The sequence below is a fragment of the Escherichia sp. E2748 genome, from assembly GCF_005781125.1.
Taxonomy (GTDB): Bacteria; Pseudomonadota; Gammaproteobacteria; order Enterobacterales; family Enterobacteriaceae; genus Escherichia.
Genome location: NZ_VATP01000001.1, coordinates 517433 through 532646 on the forward strand (window position 1 = coordinate 517433; position 15214 = coordinate 532646).

Annotated in this window: 19 protein-coding genes and 1 riboswitch; of the genes, 7 read left to right on the forward strand and 12 right to left on the reverse strand. The window is 49.8% G+C overall.

Annotated features, from left to right (window positions below; all coding sequences use genetic code 11):
- Genes FEK42_RS02355 through pduA form a run of 12 tightly spaced genes read right to left on the reverse strand, consistent with a single transcriptional unit; the run spans position 1 to position 8313 of the window.
- Positions 1-276, reverse strand: a complete 276-nt coding sequence (locus FEK42_RS02355; RefSeq protein WP_130208669.1) for a EutN/CcmL family microcompartment protein — start codon at positions 274-276, stop codon at positions 1-3.
- Positions 277-279: 3 nt separating this feature from the next.
- Positions 280-771: a microcompartment protein PduM gene (pduM, locus tag FEK42_RS02360; RefSeq protein WP_138211725.1), complete on the reverse strand. Its 492-nt coding sequence runs from the start codon at positions 769-771 to the stop codon at positions 280-282.
- Positions 768-1400 (reverse strand): phosphate propanoyltransferase, encoded by a 633-nt coding sequence (locus FEK42_RS02365; protein WP_135492750.1) that lies wholly within the window; start codon positions 1398-1400, stop codon positions 768-770. Before FEK42_RS02365 ends, pduM begins: the two co-directional genes overlap by 4 nt.
- 2 nt (positions 1401-1402) lie before the next feature.
- Entirely contained in the window at positions 1403-1852 is a 450-nt protein-coding gene (locus tag FEK42_RS02370; protein ID WP_135410119.1) for a BMC domain-containing protein, read from the reverse strand.
- Complete coding sequence (gene pduJ / locus FEK42_RS02375) at positions 1849-2124, reverse strand: propanediol utilization microcompartment protein PduJ (RefSeq protein WP_001057752.1); 276 nt, start codon at positions 2122-2124, stop codon at positions 1849-1851. The genes FEK42_RS02370 and pduJ overlap by 4 nt, the downstream gene beginning before the upstream one ends.
- Positions 2125-2143: 19 nt before the next feature.
- A complete protein-coding gene (locus FEK42_RS02380) occupies positions 2144-2494 on the reverse strand; it encodes a glycerol dehydratase reactivase beta/small subunit family protein (RefSeq protein ID WP_135407136.1) in 351 nt (116 codons plus the stop codon).
- Positions 2484-4316 (reverse strand): diol dehydratase reactivase subunit alpha, encoded by a 1833-nt coding sequence (locus FEK42_RS02385; protein ID WP_135492749.1) that lies wholly within the window; start codon positions 4314-4316, stop codon positions 2484-2486. Before FEK42_RS02385 ends, FEK42_RS02380 begins: the two co-directional genes overlap by 11 nt.
- Before the next feature lie 9 nt (positions 4317-4325).
- On the reverse strand, positions 4326-4844 hold the full coding sequence (gene pduE / locus FEK42_RS02390; protein WP_131161073.1) for a propanediol dehydratase small subunit PduE: 519 nt from the start codon (positions 4842-4844) through the stop codon (positions 4326-4328).
- Positions 4845-4858: 14 nt separating this feature from the next.
- Positions 4859-5527, reverse strand: a complete 669-nt coding sequence (locus FEK42_RS02395) for a propanediol/glycerol family dehydratase medium subunit (protein WP_130208657.1) — start codon at positions 5525-5527, stop codon at positions 4859-4861.
- Between the two features lie 9 nt (positions 5528-5536).
- Entirely contained in the window at positions 5537-7201 is a 1665-nt protein-coding gene (gene pduC, locus FEK42_RS02400; RefSeq protein WP_130259966.1) for a propanediol dehydratase large subunit PduC, read from the reverse strand.
- 18 nt (positions 7202-7219) lie between these two features.
- Positions 7220-8032 (reverse strand): propanediol utilization microcompartment protein PduB, encoded by an 813-nt coding sequence (gene pduB, locus FEK42_RS02405; protein ID WP_000097479.1) that lies wholly within the window; start codon positions 8030-8032, stop codon positions 7220-7222.
- Entirely contained in the window at positions 8029-8313 is a 285-nt protein-coding gene (gene pduA / locus FEK42_RS02410; protein WP_001183614.1) for a propanediol utilization microcompartment protein PduA, read from the reverse strand. The genes pduB and pduA overlap by 4 nt, the downstream gene beginning before the upstream one ends.
- Positions 8314-8824: 511 nt before the next feature.
- On the opposite strand from pduA, the gene pduF reads away from it, so the two are divergent.
- The 7 genes from pduF (at position 8825) to ldtA (ending at position 15186) form a co-directional block, all read left to right on the forward strand.
- Positions 8825-9634, forward strand: a complete 810-nt coding sequence (gene pduF / locus FEK42_RS02415) for a propanediol diffusion facilitator PduF (protein ID WP_135492821.1) — start codon at positions 8825-8827, stop codon at positions 9632-9634.
- A gap of 205 nt (positions 9635-9839) precedes the next feature.
- A complete protein-coding gene (pocR, locus tag FEK42_RS02420; RefSeq protein ID WP_130216415.1) occupies positions 9840-10754 on the forward strand; it encodes a regulatory protein PocR in 915 nt (304 codons plus the stop codon).
- A gap of 83 nt (positions 10755-10837) precedes the next feature.
- Positions 10838-11013: riboswitch (cobalamin riboswitch) on the forward strand.
- Between the two features lie 217 nt (positions 11014-11230).
- Positions 11231-11665 (forward strand): cobalamin biosynthesis protein, encoded by a 435-nt coding sequence (locus tag FEK42_RS02425; protein ID WP_138211726.1) that lies wholly within the window; start codon positions 11231-11233, stop codon positions 11663-11665.
- A 134-nt stretch (positions 11666-11799) separates the two neighbouring features.
- The gene (cobU, locus tag FEK42_RS02430; RefSeq protein WP_135492747.1) at positions 11800-12345 is read left to right on the forward strand and encodes a bifunctional adenosylcobinamide kinase/adenosylcobinamide-phosphate guanylyltransferase; all 546 of its coding nucleotides are present in this window, start codon (positions 11800-11802) and stop codon (positions 12343-12345) included.
- Positions 12342-13085, forward strand: a complete 744-nt coding sequence (gene cobS / locus FEK42_RS02435) for an adenosylcobinamide-GDP ribazoletransferase (RefSeq protein ID WP_135492746.1) — start codon at positions 12342-12344, stop codon at positions 13083-13085. The genes cobU and cobS overlap by 4 nt, the downstream gene beginning before the upstream one ends.
- A gap of 24 nt (positions 13086-13109) precedes the next feature.
- Entirely contained in the window at positions 13110-14189 is a 1080-nt protein-coding gene (cobT, locus tag FEK42_RS02440; RefSeq protein ID WP_135492745.1) for a nicotinate-nucleotide--dimethylbenzimidazole phosphoribosyltransferase, read from the forward strand.
- A 61-nt stretch (positions 14190-14250) separates the two neighbouring features.
- The gene (gene ldtA / locus FEK42_RS02445) at positions 14251-15186 is read left to right on the forward strand and encodes a L,D-transpeptidase (protein WP_135410113.1); all 936 of its coding nucleotides are present in this window, start codon (positions 14251-14253) and stop codon (positions 15184-15186) included.
- Positions 15187-15214: the final 28 nt, after the last annotated feature.

Below are 15214 nucleotides of genomic sequence, written 5' to 3' on the forward strand. Positions count from 1 at the left end.
TTAGCGCGAAATCGTATCTACAATGCCGACCACTGCCAGGTCGATGGCTTCGTTGGGGCCGCTAAAAACATGTCTGGCGCTGGAGCCGCTGCTGAGGAGTACCAACTCACCGACGCCTGCACCGACTGAATCAACGGCAACTTCGTCACCGGTTAATGGCGTGAGAGGCAGTTCGCCGTCAGCACTGACCCGGCGAACCAGCAGCAGTTTTTTCCCGACCAGGGAAGGCGATTTTTGCGTGGATACCACCGCGCCTGTGACTCGAGCCAGATGCATGGGTTACTCCTGCCTGATTAATTGAATGTTTCGGGTCATTGCCGCTTCACGCGCAAGTGCGGTCACACAACATTTCCGTTGCAACACCACTATCCCTGCGCATAACTGCACTACGTCGGCATAACTTAAAAGTTGACCACGATGAAGGTAGATTGGTTGTCCTAGTTCGTCGCACCAGGTTAGCGGTAGATGGGCGAGAGACTTCAATTTGATGGCGTTCAGGAAATGACTCTGCAACGACAATTGAATGTGTATTCCCCAGGCTAACGCCTCGTGAATGTGGATTACCGCTCGATCTGACGTTTCGTTCTCCGCAAGTTGTCGCAGCAACGGTAAATCGACGAATCGAATTTGTAACGAAGCATACTGATGAACTATTTCGTTAACGCTGGCTTCTCGCAGTTGCGAAACCGTCAGCGCGAGTGTTTTCCTCGCACGTTGTTTCAGGCGAAAAATCACTTCTTCAACAATGTGTTGCATCAGTTTGTTATTCATGGCAACGACACCAGCGTGGCAAAAACGGCTGGATTATCAGCGCCTGCGGCGTTGGCCTCGTCGGTATCAATATGCATTTCAAGGCGCATATCTGGTGAGACGCGAACAGCAACGTTATCGAATATCAGTCGTCGTTCATCACCTTCAATGGCGACCGCCACTTTATCGCCATGTGTAACGCCATAAATCAGGGCATCTAGCGAAGACATATGAATGTGCCGTTGTGCGACAATAACGCCAGAAGCGATTTCCAGCTCTGCAAACGGGCTTATCAGACGAATCCCCGGTGTGCCGCTGAGATCGCCAGACATACGTAGCGGGGCGGTGATCCCTAATGTTCTGGCGTCAGTCCGGGAAATCTCCACCTGGCTTGAGTTACGTAGTGGCCCTAACAAGCGAACGTTGTGTAATTTGCCTTTTGGACCCACCAGCGTAACAACCTGTTCAGCAGCGAATTGACCAGGTTGCAGTAATGACTTTTTCTCGCTGATCGCTTGTTCAGGAAAAAGGCGCACATAATCCGCCGTTGAAAGATGAATATGACGACTGGAAATGCCCAGAGGGATAGGGCGCTCGCGCATTTCATCCAGAACCTGGCTAACAGTCTCCTGCAAGGTTTGTTTATCCATTGCTACTCCCCTCGCTTATCAGAGTGCAGACAAAGTGAACGTGGCTCACCTTTTTGCCGTTGACACGCGGGGTCAAGACACAAATTACAGCTGATAATCTCTGGGGGGGCGACTGTTGCTGGCGTTTCGCTTACTGCCACCGTCACATTCATTGCTTCTGTTGGGCGGGGCAGTATTCCCTCACCCGGGCGGGCAATCACTTTGTGTGCGACGAGGCCATTTCGCTGTTCGGCGAAACTGGCACCCGTCGCGATCGCCGCATTAACCGAGGCGACGTCACCGGTGATTTTAATGAGCGTCCAGCCTGAGCCATTGGTCTTCTCAAGGCCAACCAGCGTGATGGACGCGGCTTTTGCCATAGCATCTGCGCAACTGATGGCGAGTGCCAGACCACTGACTTCAAGTAATCCCAGTGATTGCTTCACGCTGTGCTCCTTAGCGAATGGGGTTATGCAGATTTAGGTAAAATGGCCTCAACATCGCTGTGTGGCCGCGGGATGACATGGCAGGATTTCACTTCGCCAACGGCGCTTGCGGCGGCGCTTCCTGCATCAACGGCGGCTTTTACTGCGCCAACATCGCCACGGACCATCACCGTAATCAGACCCGAACCAATCTTTTCATAGCCAACCAGTTGCACGTTGGCGGATTTAACCATGGCATCTGCGGCTTCAATTGCGCCAACTAACCCTTTTGTTTCAACCAGTCCTAGTGCGTTGTTCATACAGCGTTTCTCCTGTGGATTATGAGTGGCATTCCCTGAAGGGAATGCCTTTTACCAGGCGGGCAGCGTTATTGCCGATGCTGCGCCGGGCATGGTTATCTTGTTGATACATCAGCGTAAACAGTGGCGCTGATGCCGGTAAGTTTTTGTAATGCACAATCAGCTTTTCCCGGTCGCAGGCTATGCCAACCAACAGGGGGGACTGACGAGCAGCCTGCCAGGCGCTATCGATGACTTCGCCTGACGGAATATGTTGAATGCGAAAGGGGATACCTTCCTCTTCAATGCCAAGAAGCACCTCAGTCCATGTACTGATACAGTCACCTATTTCCGTAACGACAATAGCGGGCGTATGTTCTTTACTTTCCATGAGCCAACTCCCTGTGCCAGGAAATCAGTAGCCCGGTAGCTACCGCATTGCGCGGGCCTTCACTACCACGGATATTCCCCCGTCCGGCGACCAATCGATAATGCGCCAATGCATCGGTGACTAACTGCGGTACTTCGAAATCCAGCGAAGAACCGCCCACCAGAACGACGAACGGAATATCGCGAATATTTCCGCCTGGACTTACCTGACGTAGCGCGCGCAGGGCATTGGTTACGAAGACGCGCTCTTTCGCACTGCGGCGAACAGCACGTACTTTTTCCAGTGTTAAATCGCCGGGAATAGGCACCAGTTCGTCAGGTTTCACCACACAAACGCGGGCAAATACATGAGGGGACAGCGGAGTAGGGAAGAACTGAACGCTGCCGTCTTCATGGCGTAAATGGAACAGGCTTTCTACTTTTGCCAACGGGTATTTTTTGATTTCTTCTGCCAGATAACGATCATTTAAGCCCAGTTCCCTGGCAATAATCATCGTCACCATGTCGCCCGCTCCCGCAAGGTGAGTGGCTATCATTTCCCCTTTCTGATTGATGATGGAGGCATCGGTAGAACCTGCGCCTAAGTCCAGAATTGCCAGAGGGCGTGTGGTTCCTGGGGTAGTCAAGGCTCCCTGAATTGCAGCTTCTGCTTCAGCGCCTCCGACCTGAACATCAACATGCAGTTTTTGCTTAATTTCACTGGCGATCATCGCCATTTGCAGTCGGTCGGATTTCACCATTGAAGCGATACCCACTGCCTGTTCCAGTGAAAATTCACCAGCCAGCCCACCGGTTACGCTGACGGGAACAGAGGTATCTATCGCCAGTAAATCCTGAATAAAAATTTCGTGGCTGGGTTTATTGGTCAGTTCCGCCATAGTCTGGCGAACATGTTCCAGCATACCGCCGATGTTGGTGCCCGGTTCTCCCGTTACGTTTTCCAGTTTTGAGCACTCGCCGACCGCTTTCATAATGGCATCGGCACCAGCAGCAACATCAACTCGTATTGTACGTCCGGCAGAAAGCAGCTCGATGTTTCCGGCGGGTATCGAACGGGCTTTAACGTCGCCAGAAGGTGTTTTCACCACTACTGCAGAACGGTTGCCTATGAGTGCTCGTGCAACAGGAACGATATTTTTAGTCTCTTCAGCATTGAGGGCGAAAACAGTGGCAATCCCATACGGATTAGACAGGGTTTCGATAACCTTCCCGGGAACGGCGACTTCAATAGCGGCCAGCATGCCGAGCGGAATACGATCGATGTAGAGGACTTCATCAACAATGGGTAAAGGGATTTCCAGGCGGTTACTGACAAGCACGCCATCATCACGTTGCAGAATAACGCCAGTCAGTTGATATCCGGCACGCACGGAGGCGTTTATCATGGTCGCGATATCGGCAAAATCAAATGCCGATGACACGACCAGAATGTACGGTGTATCCGCCGGACGTGTTAACAACTCTTGTGGAGTGATGGTGAGCCCCACGCCCAGTCCCACTCCGCCTGGCGTTTTTGGGTTGTGACCAATCATGGTTGACTCGGTGATGATGGTTTCCGTAATGGTTTCCATCGCCACATCGCCAATGACAGGAGTTGCTTCGTTGATACGAATAAGCGAAATATCGCTGACATTGATGCCGACTTTTTTCGTTGCCTGTGCGAGCGCCTCCTGAATGCCATATACGTTACGCAACGTACCTTTAATTCCGGTGGTTTCCGCAAGGGCGCTGCTCACGAATGACAATTCTCCAGACGTACTGAGCGTCGCCAGAGCAACTTCTGTAGATGAATTGCCGATATCAATGCCTGCTATATATCGCATAGTTCGTCCTTAATCGTCGCCTTTCAGTTTTTTACGCTCGACATAGAGTTCTGCAGCTTCGCGGACAAATGCAGCGCAAATTTTGGCCTGATAACGACGTTCAAGATCGTCAGCAATGGCAATGAGTTCTTGCTTAGTTGAACGATAAGGGCGTAACGCATTATAGATTTCAAGGATGCGATCATCCGGCACTGAGGTAAGCTCGGCGGCACGTTCAAAATTCATCGCCAGACGATCGCGACCAGCATCTCTGGCAATCGCGGCCTGAATACGCAATGTTTCAGGGGTTATGCGCATGTCCTGGGCGGTGACTTTATCGCTGAGTACATTCTCCAGAGTGAAATCGTCGAGCGTTTTATTGGTCGCCGTTTTAACCCATTCCGGATGTTTATTTGCCAGCGGATAATCCGTCACTTTGGCGTTCTGTATTGACGCGTTGGGTGTCGCAGAAACAGGAGCTGCATCCTGTAGACTGTTCATGCGGTTCAACACGTCCCTGACCATCGACTCAATTGCATCGGTATTCATGAAGGTTTCCTTTGTTAAAACGTCACGCGCAGTTCTTGCGGTTTTTTGCCAGTGACCACGTACTTCGTCTCTTTGATATGCAAAATGGCTGATTTGGCCTGGTATTTAGGCCGCGCCATTTGATCGTTGAGGGTCGGAACTGGTTGTGGAGACTCACGCTTCGCATAACGCGCGGCGTTTTTACCAATCTGACGATAAGTTTCCAGCGTCAACAAAGGCGCTTGCGGGAAAAGTTCCAGGTTAGACAAAGGGGGAAGCCCCTGCTGGTGGATAACCGTGGTGCCTTTTGACTGAATACCAATAGCAATGCCGGAACCACTAAGGCGATCGCCTTCGACTGCTACGAATGCGACATCGGACGATTTAAAACAACGAATCACACGCGCTTTAATGCCTTCTTCTTCGATACCGGCAATCACTTCACGCAAGATGTTTTTATGCGGAATACCGATAATATTGACGGTCTGCGCCAGACCAAATGCCGGGCCTACAGCAATAATGACTTCATCCTGCTGAGTGCCTTGTTGGGCTTCGCCAATTTCAGTTAAAAAATTTCCGGTATCCGGCGCGGAAGAGACTGTTGCGGCGACAGGTGCGCGAAATGAAACGGACTTGTCGCTGGTTTGCATTTCTGCCAGCACGTCTTCGATAATCTGACGCAGTAATTTTTCGTTAATTTCCATTTCTCACCCTTAGTCAATTTCGTTGGGATCAAGTGCACCGGGAATATTTTTGATCTCTTCCCAGCGTTCCCCTTGCAGGCGATAACCTGTAGCCGGTCCGGCGTAATCATTGACGTCATTGACCGCAGAGAGCACTTGTCCGTCATCGACGATAATGGCTGAGGTATGGAGATAATCGCCGGTCAGTTTCGCTTTTTGCATGTTGAGCATGTCCTGAGCGACATCGGTAAAACCGCCTTGCGCCAGGGCTTTCACCACTTCCAGGCTGTTACGGTTTTTATTGATAATTTCCTGGGCGAACTTAATGTCTTCTACGATGTTGCGCTCTGGCATATCTTTCGAACCGTGGGCATAGGTCGCCGCTTCGACCTCTTCATCGGTAATAAGGGGTAATCCCATACCGGCAAAGACAGCTTGTAAAGCGCGTGCGGCTTTATTGCGGATGGCGACAACATCTTCTTCGCGCACCGGTCGCAGACCGCCATCAACCTTCAGGTCACGCTGAATGACGTTGTAATCATCGAAGTCTTCGGCGTCTTCGTTTGAACCGGCAAACATGTTGTCGTAGTTCGGCACAGCGGAAAAACCGGAAGAGATAAAGTCAGTACCCGGCAGAAACTGCATCAGGAAACGCGCGGTACGGCGCATATCTGAGTGGGTAAAGGTCTGGTCATTACTGGAGGCACATTCCAGATCCAGCGATGAGCAAATTAGGTTTTCCGCCAGCACTGCGCGGATGCCTGACGGCACAGCTGATGGAACACCAATGCAGCTTACGGAACCATTCTGCAGCCCCTGTACGCCTGCGGCTTTGGTGATGTAAATGCAACGAGCCTCGAGATAAAGCATTGATTTGCCTTCCGCGTAACCCATCTGTACTTCAGAGCCGGAGCCGGAAGTAAAGCGCATTTTTAAGCCGCGAGAAGCATAAGATGACGCGAGAAATCCTTTTGACCACGGGGTATCATCGCCATCGGTGAAAACAGGTTCCGTGCCGTAAACAGAAATCGTTTCGGCGTAACAGGTGTGGCCTAACATACCGAGTTTCAGTTCGGTGGCTTCTTCCAGTGAACACTGGGTCAAGACGCCCGGGCGCCCTACCTGGGAACCTACCAGCAGAGCGATGGCGTTGAACGGCGCATAGCGAGCAACGGCAACGGTGGTTTCCTGTTCATCAAACCCGCGCCATGCGCCTTCGGCTGCGTCGGCGGCAATTTGTACCGGGTTATCTTTGACGTTGGTGACGTGAGCCTGTTGTGATGGTGTTCGACGGGCGCGCATTTTCTGCATCGCCATCATCATCTCTACTACGTTCATCTGCGAAACCACTTCGACGATTTTGGCGGGCGTCATTGCTGTGGTAAGGGGAACGATATCGCTACGTTTGACATTTGGATCGCACAGCATATTGGCAAGTTTGACCGAATCCATCGCGATGACTTCTTCGGCGCGCGCGAGATTGATGCCGTAACGGGCGATAAAGTGGTCGATCAGGTCAAACTGGCTGGCGGGTTTTCCATCCAGCTCGGTGACGACGCCGTTAACAATTTTGATTGACGGTTTTGGATCGTTCGGGCTTTCCATCGCAATGAAGCCTTCTTCAATCCACTCTTTAACGAAACCGTCCTGGTTGACCGGGCGTTTGGCCAGTGCTTCAAATCTTTTCGATCTCATGAATCTGCCTCAGGGAATTCAGATGTAGGAAGGGCGATCGTTTTTCGGTGTATCGCCGAGAGTCGAAAGTACGGTTTTACCGATTTCGCGTGCGGAGATGACCGCCTGACGGACTGCGCCGGAGTCACCCGAGATAATCAGAATGACTTCATTGCTGTAGCTGGTGCCTTGAGCGGGAGAGCTGTATGCCACCACGTCCACATTGGCGGACTTCAGCGCGGTGTCGGCCATCAGAACACCCACAGCGGCTGGAGCGCCGACAATAACGCCGCAAGCCCGTCCCAGTGGTGCACCAAACGCTTTTTCCAGTGCATAGCTGGCGCGGGCGGTATATTGCAGTTCAAGATGCCCGGCTTCGTTGGCATAGACATCGCCAAAGGTCCGATCGAGTTCTTTCAGGGCAACTTCAATACCGCGTTTCACGTCGGAAACATCGTTGCCACCTAAGAGGATTAATGAGCCGTGTCCGGCACCGCCTTTGGTATCGCGAGGAAGTTCAATGCTAATAACTTCAGTGTTCGTAGCTTTTACCGCTTCATCAGCGGCCATAATGTGTGGACCTGCGCCAATACGTGCACCCAGAATGCCAATGGAGCGATAGCGTTTTTCAAGTTTCATCGCGTCCAACAGGGCGCTATCAACGTTCGCAATGACCAGACCTACAGTGTCGCCAATAGCGGTGCCAACAAATTCCGTTAACGTGCAGCTTTTTTCTGCCATAGCCGTCTCTCGTGTTTGATGAGTGGTTTCCGGGAGAACCTCATGCTCTGGCGTCGCTACGCGAGCGATGACCTGCGCCATGATCTGTTCGACCAGTTCATTGCTACTCATGGGTTAATTCCCTTTGGTAAGATTTTTTCGACATCGGTATGTGGGCGGGGAATAACGTGTACGGCTTTTACTTCACCGACGTTACGCGCGGCGGCGGCACCTGCGTCTGTTGCCGCTTTTACAGCCCCGACATCACCACGAACGATGACGGTCACCAGCCCGGAACCTATTTTTTCGTAGCCAACCAGCAATACATTTGCCGACTTCACCATGGCGTCTGCGGCCTCTATGGCGGCAGTTAAGCCTTTGGTTTCTACCATTCCTAACGCTTCTTGTTGCATAAAGACCTCGCCTGGATTTTTTGACGATATGACTATAAAAAAAAGCGAGGAAAAAGAATGGCTGACTTAATCGGCCAATGAGAAAAATAAATAGAGGACAAATATTATAAAATTGCTTTTATATACTATATGTTATTAATTTGTTGGTTGTTTTGTGGGGCTTTCAATGTGAATTAATTGCGTTGGCTGAAGGGTTTAATCGCGAATAATATTTCGTTGGGTTTGGTTCGCGGAAAGGAACTGTGATATTTGTTTAAATTTTATTATGTCATGATGACAATTTTTTATTGTGAAAGTTTGGCGGTAATTATTACTTTCAACACTGATTAACGCTGTGTTGCATGCTTCTGCAATGACAATAATTTGCTATGTCAGCACGATTTTTCCACGAGTCTGTCATGCATGTTGGCAATATTTTCCGCAGAGCAATTTTTATAGTTGCCCTCGATATACACAACAATCAGCAATTCTGTTGGCTGATAAAGAAAAACTTTGTAAAAAAGGTGTCACTATGAATGATTCACTCAAGGCGCAATGCGTTGCCGAGTTTTTGGGCACCGGACTGTTCCTCTTTTTTGGCATTGGTTGTTTGTGTGCCCTCAAACTTGCTGGGGCAAGTCTGGGGCTGTGGGAAATTTGTATTATTTGGGGGTTAGGGATTTCGCTTGCTGTGTACCTTACGGCAGGTATTTCCGGTGCTCATCTCAACCCGGCAGTTACCATTGCTCTGTGGCTGTTTGCCTCTTTCCCAGCCCGTAAAGTGCTGCCATTTTGTGTGGCGCAATTAGCGGGTGCCTTTGGTGGTGCAGTTCTGGCATATTTTTTATACAGCAATTTGTTTACCGATTTTGAATCTGCCCACAATATGGTTCGTGGAAGTGCAGAAAGTTTACAACTCGCCAGTATCTTCAGTACTTACCCGGCAGCGGCAATAAATGTATGGCAGGCGGCAATGGTTGAAATAGTCATCACGTCTATGTTGATGGGATTGATTATGGCGTTGACCGATGACGGCAACGGTGTACCGAAGGGGCCTCTTGCACCTTTACTGATTGGTATTCTGGTTGCTGTTATTGGTGCTTCTACTGGACCATTAACCGGTTTTGCCATGAATCCAGCGCGTGATTTTGGGCCAAAAATTTTCACCTGGCTTGCGGGTTGGGGAGAAATAGCGATGACTGGCGGACGCAATATTCCTTATTTCATTGTACCCATTATTGCCCCGGTCATTGGTGCCTGCGTTGGTGCGGCGATTTATCGCTTTCTCATTGCACAAAATTTACCTGTCAATAGTGTTACGCCTAAAGATATCCGCGAATAGCGAAATAACCTGGCGGTTATAAACGTTTATTTTTTTACTGTTTGTGATCTGCTTTCCGAACTTATTAAAAAGTCTCCCGCTTCATGGAGGCTTTTGTTATTGTCCTTTGTGCTTCTCGTCAGTAAATCATCAGGGATGATGTGAAGATTAAATGTAAAACAATTGTTTTTTTACAATAACAATAAATTAACTGGGAGGTTTTATCATGATTTCTGCGGCGACACTTAATTCAGAACTCATTAATAAAATCGCGCAGGATTTTGCGCAGGCGACCAGCCTTGCGGTTGTTGTGGTCAATATCCACGGTGATGAAATTTCCGAACTTTTTAACTTCACCCCGTTTTGTCAGATGATGCGGCAACATCCACAGCTTAGCACTCGCTGCCGCATGAGCGATCGTTGTGGAGGCCTGGAAGCTTCTAAATCCGATCAACCTTGTATTTACCGTTGCCATGCAGGATTAACCGATTTCTCTATTCCTTTGGTGATTGCTGGGCATTTAGTCGGCTTTGTGTTGTGTGGACAAGTCCGCCTGCGTAATGGTGATGTCGATTTGATCGATATTCTGAATGTCGATGATCGTTGGCAAGCAGATCCCGAATTACTTAATGAATTTCGCAAAGTCCCGGAGATGGATTACTCGCGAGTTATGGCCTCTGCTGATTTGTTGAAGTTGATTGTGGAAAATTGCCTCAAAAAGCAACTCAATTTTGTCGTTATTAAAGAGAATAAACCTCATTCGGATTCAGTTCGTCAGACCCGTGCGTCTAATCCCCACGATAATAAAATGAAAAAAGCATTGCGCTATATTGATGCGCATTTATCAGACGATTTACGCCTGGAGGATGTTGCTTCGCATGTTTATCTAAGCCCTTATTATTTCAGTAAATTGTTTAAGAAATATCATGGAATTGGTTTTAATGCATGGGTAAACCAACAACGCATGGCCAGCGCCCGTGAGTTGCTGTGCCATAGTGACTGGAGCATCGCCAGCATTGCGCGTAATTTAGGCTTCTCTCAAACCAGTTATTTTTGCAAAGTTTTTCGACAGACCTATCAGGTAACGCCGCAGGTTTACCGTCAGCAAATTAGCGAAAATACGGCTGCGGAAACGGCATAAATTCAATGTAAAAAATGAGGGATGATTAAATATACTCTGGCAGTAATAATTCATTTACGTGTTATGGGAAAATTGAAATCAGCTCATAACATACGCTGACAGGTTTGGCACATTTGTGCCTGGGAAGAGGGTGGAAATCCCTCGCAGCCCCCGCTGCTGTAATGCTGACAACCCCGAAAATGCCACTGATCGTGAGATCGGGAAGGTCGGGGGAGGATGACGCTAAGCCAGAAGACCAGCCTGTCAGTTAATACCAACAACTTCGGTGGGAAGTGGGTTGTCTGGAAGCGCCCGGTTGAGCACTGGCGCGTCTTTATACCCCTACCACCCTGAAAGGATCAGGGGATGGCGGCAGCATTTATTTCATTCATCGTCGTGTCGACAGGCACCAGGGCTGCACTTATGGTGTGGCAATCTTTTTTTGTGGCATATCAACCTGACCGTTATTACAGGAAACTAAGCGGAGGGTGGTGGTCATGAAAACGATAAAACCTGAATCGATAGCTCTTTTTTGCCTCTCATCTGGCGATATTGAACTCGCTAAACATCTGGCTGAAATGTTGCCTATTACCTGTTTTGTCGGTGAGGATTGGCAGCAAGGTTTCCTGCCTTTTAACGGTGGGCCAGAACAATCATTATCAGATGCGTATAGCGATTATTCAGTGCTGTTATTGATTGCTGAAAGCGGGACACTCATCCCAGAAAGGCTCCCTCTGCCTGATGGCGTGACGGTAATCTTAATAGCAGAGCACAATGCTCGTTTGCTGAATGGCACGGCTGGTGGGGCTGTAGCGTTAATCCATTATCTGAATGAAATGTGTCAATTCAGAGAAACCGTTGCTAATGACACATTTTGTCGGTCGTTAACGCAGGGAAATTGGGCTATTTCACAAAGCCTCCCCCATTCGTAATGGATTGAGAATGCTGGATTTTTATTTTTAATACGCGCAGTATTAATCGAAGAAATGTTATTACGGTCAGTAACAGTGGAACATCCATTGCTCTGGTCAATGAATACCATCATACAATTGAACCGGGAGTCCGTATGATGATTTTGGTGACGGGGGGCGCACGGAGCGGGAAGAGCCGGCACGCCGAGGCGCTTATTGGGGACACTCCACAGGTCCTGTATATCGCTACTTCGCAAATTTTTGATGATGAGATGGCCTCACGGATTGAACACCATCGGCAAGGCCGCCCGGCGCACTGGCACACGGTGGAACGCTGGCAAAATCTTGATGAGTTAATTAACGCAGACATTAACCCGCAGGCTGCCGTGTTGCTGGAATGCATTACAACAATGGTGACTAATCTTTTGTTTGAATATGGCGGCGATAAAGATCCTGAAAAATGGGATTATGACGCGATCGAGCAGGCGATTAACGGTGAGATTCAGTCGTTGATTGCCGCCTGTCAACGTTGTACTACAAAGGTCGTATTAGTGACCAATGAAGTGGGCATGGGGATTGTGCCGGAGAATCGTCTGGCGCGACATTTTCGCGATATTGCCGGGCGGGTAAATCAGCAGCTGGCCGCTGCGGCAGATGAAGTATGGCTGGTGGTTTCGGGTATTGGAGTAAAAATCAAATGAGTAAATTATTTTGGGCGATGCTCTCTTTTATTACGCGTCTGCCTGTACCGCGTCGTTGGTCCCAGGGGCTGGATTTCGAGCATTATTCTCGCGGTATCATTGCTTTTCCCTTAATTGGTTTATTGCTTGGCGCCATTAGTGGACTGGTCTTCATGGCGTTGCAGGCATGGTGTGGCATACCGCTGGCGGCACTGTTTAGCGTGCTGGTGCTGGCGCTGATGACAGGGGGATTCCACCTGGACGGCCTCGCAGATACCTGTGATGGCGTATTTTCTGCACGTAGCCGCGATCGCATGTTGGAAATCATGCGTGATAGCCGTTTGGGTACCCACGGTGGTCTGGCGCTGATTTTTGTGGTTCTGGCAAAGATTCTGGTGTTAAGCGAGTTGGCACTGCGTGGCGAACCGATCCTTGCACCGCTGGCGGCTGCATGTGCGGTTAGCCGTGGGACTGCCGCATTGTTGATGTATCGTCATTGTTATGCCCGGGAAGAAGGGCTTGGTAATGTGTTCATTGGCAAAATTGACGGGCGACAAACCTGTGTCACCCTCGGTTTAGCCGCTATTTTTGCTGCCGTATTATTGCCGGGTATGCATGGTGTGGCTGCTATGGTGGTGACGATGGTGGCGATTTTCATCCTCGGTCAGCTTCTCAAACGGACTCTGGGCGGGCAAACCGGCGATACGCTAGGAGCAGCCATAGAACTTGGTGAACTGGTCTTCCTGCTGGCACTGCTATAAGACTGATTACCGAAGAGACGCTACATGCAAACACTCGCCGAATTATTGAATACGATCCCTGCCATCGATCCTGCCGCTATGTCGCGTACCCAACGGTATATTGATGGGTTACTCAAACCTGTCGGTAGTCTGGGAAGACTGGAGGCGCTTGCCGTACAACTGGCAGGAATGCCGGGACTGAATGGTGTGCCTCATGTGGGCCAAAAAGCAGTGCTGGTTATGTGTGCCGATCATGGTGTCTGGGATGAAGGTGTCGCTATTTCTCCGAAAGCAGTGACAGCCATCCAGGCTGAAAATATGACACGTGGAACAACTGGTGTGTGTGTGCTGGCAGCACTAGCGGGCGCTAAAGTTCACGTGATTGATGTTGGGATTGATACCGTTGAGCCTATCCCTGGGCTTATTAACATGCGTGTCGCACGAGGTAGCGGTAATATTGCCTCGGGTCCGGCAATGAGCCCCTGTCAGGCTGAAGAGTTGCTTTTGGACGTCATACAATATACGCGCGAGTTAGCGAGAAATGGCGTCACGCTGTTTGGTGTGGGTGAACTGGGGATGGCAAATACCACACCGGCAGCGGCGATAGTCAGTGCGATTACTGGACGCGATCCTGAAGAAGTGGTCGGTATTGGCGCAAACCTGCCGACAGATAAACTGGCTCATAAAGTTGATGTTGTTCGTCGGGCATTAACATTGAATCAACCGAATCCACTGGATGGTCTTGATGTGCTGGCCAAAGTCGGTGGGTTTGATTTGGTCGGAATGGCTGGCGTAATGTTAGGTGCCGCATCCTGCGGTTTACCCGTGTTGCTGGATGGATTTCTTTCTTACGCCGCTGCACTTGCCGCCTGCCGGATGTGTCCTGCAATCAAACCGTATCTCATTCCTTCTCACCTGTCGGCAGAAAAAGGGGCGCGTATAGCGCTGTCACATTTGGGGCTGGAGCCTTATCTCAATATGGAAATGCGTTTAGGTGAGGGGAGTGGCGCAGCGCTGGCGATGCCAATCATCGAAGCCGCCTGCGCGATATACAGCAACATGGGAGAACTTGCCGCCAGTAATATTGTTCTACCGGGGAAGACGACTTCTGAATTGAACAGTTAAAAACGAAAAGTCAGATAAAAGCTATAATTATCGGATAGCTTTCGCGACTTAGGAAAGGGACATGATGCGTCGTGTAAATATTCTTTGTTCATTTGTTCTGCTTTTTGCCAGCCATAATAGTCTGGCGGTAACTTATCCACTCCCTCCAGAGGGTAGCCGTTTAGTCGGGCAACCACTGACAATAACGGTTCCTGATCACAATACCCAGCCGCTGGAAACCTTTGCTGCACAGTATGGGCAAGGTCTGAGTAATATACTGGAAGCGAATCCGGGCGCTGATGTTTTCTTGCCGAAGTCTGGCTCGCAACTCACCATTCCGCAGCAACTGATTTTGCCCGCCACTGTTCGTAAAGGGATTGTGGTTAACGTCGCTGAGATGCGTCTTTATTACTACCCGCCAGACAGTAATACTGTGGAGGTCTTTCCTATCGGTATCGGTCAGGCCGGGCGCGAAACACCGCGCAATTGGGTGACGGCCGTTGAACGCAAACAAGAAGCACCAACCTGGACACCGACCCCTAATACTCGCCGTGAATATGCAAAACGAGGGGAGAGCCTGCCCGCATTTGTCCCTGCGGGTCCCGATAATCCTATGGGGCTTTATGCCATCTATATTGGTCGGCTTTATGCCATCCACGGCACTAATGCCAATTTTGGCATTGGCTTACGGGTGAGTCAGGGCTGTATTCGTCTGCGCAATGATGACATAAAGTATTTGTTCGATAATGTTCCAGTCGGGACGCGCGTGCAAATTATCGATCAGCCGGTGAAATACACAACGGAACTGGATGGCTCAAAGTGGCTGGAAGTTCATGAACCGTTATCGCGTAATCGGGCGGAATATGAGTCCGACAGAAAAGTGCCATTGCCGGTAACGCCTTCATTGCAGGCATTTATCAATGGACAAGAAGTTGATGTAAATCGCGCAAACGCAGCTTTGCAGCGTCGATCGGGAATGCCTGTGCAAGTTAATTCTGGGGCGAGGCAGATGTTTTAAAATAGTTGTTACGTAGAAAGCAAAAAGC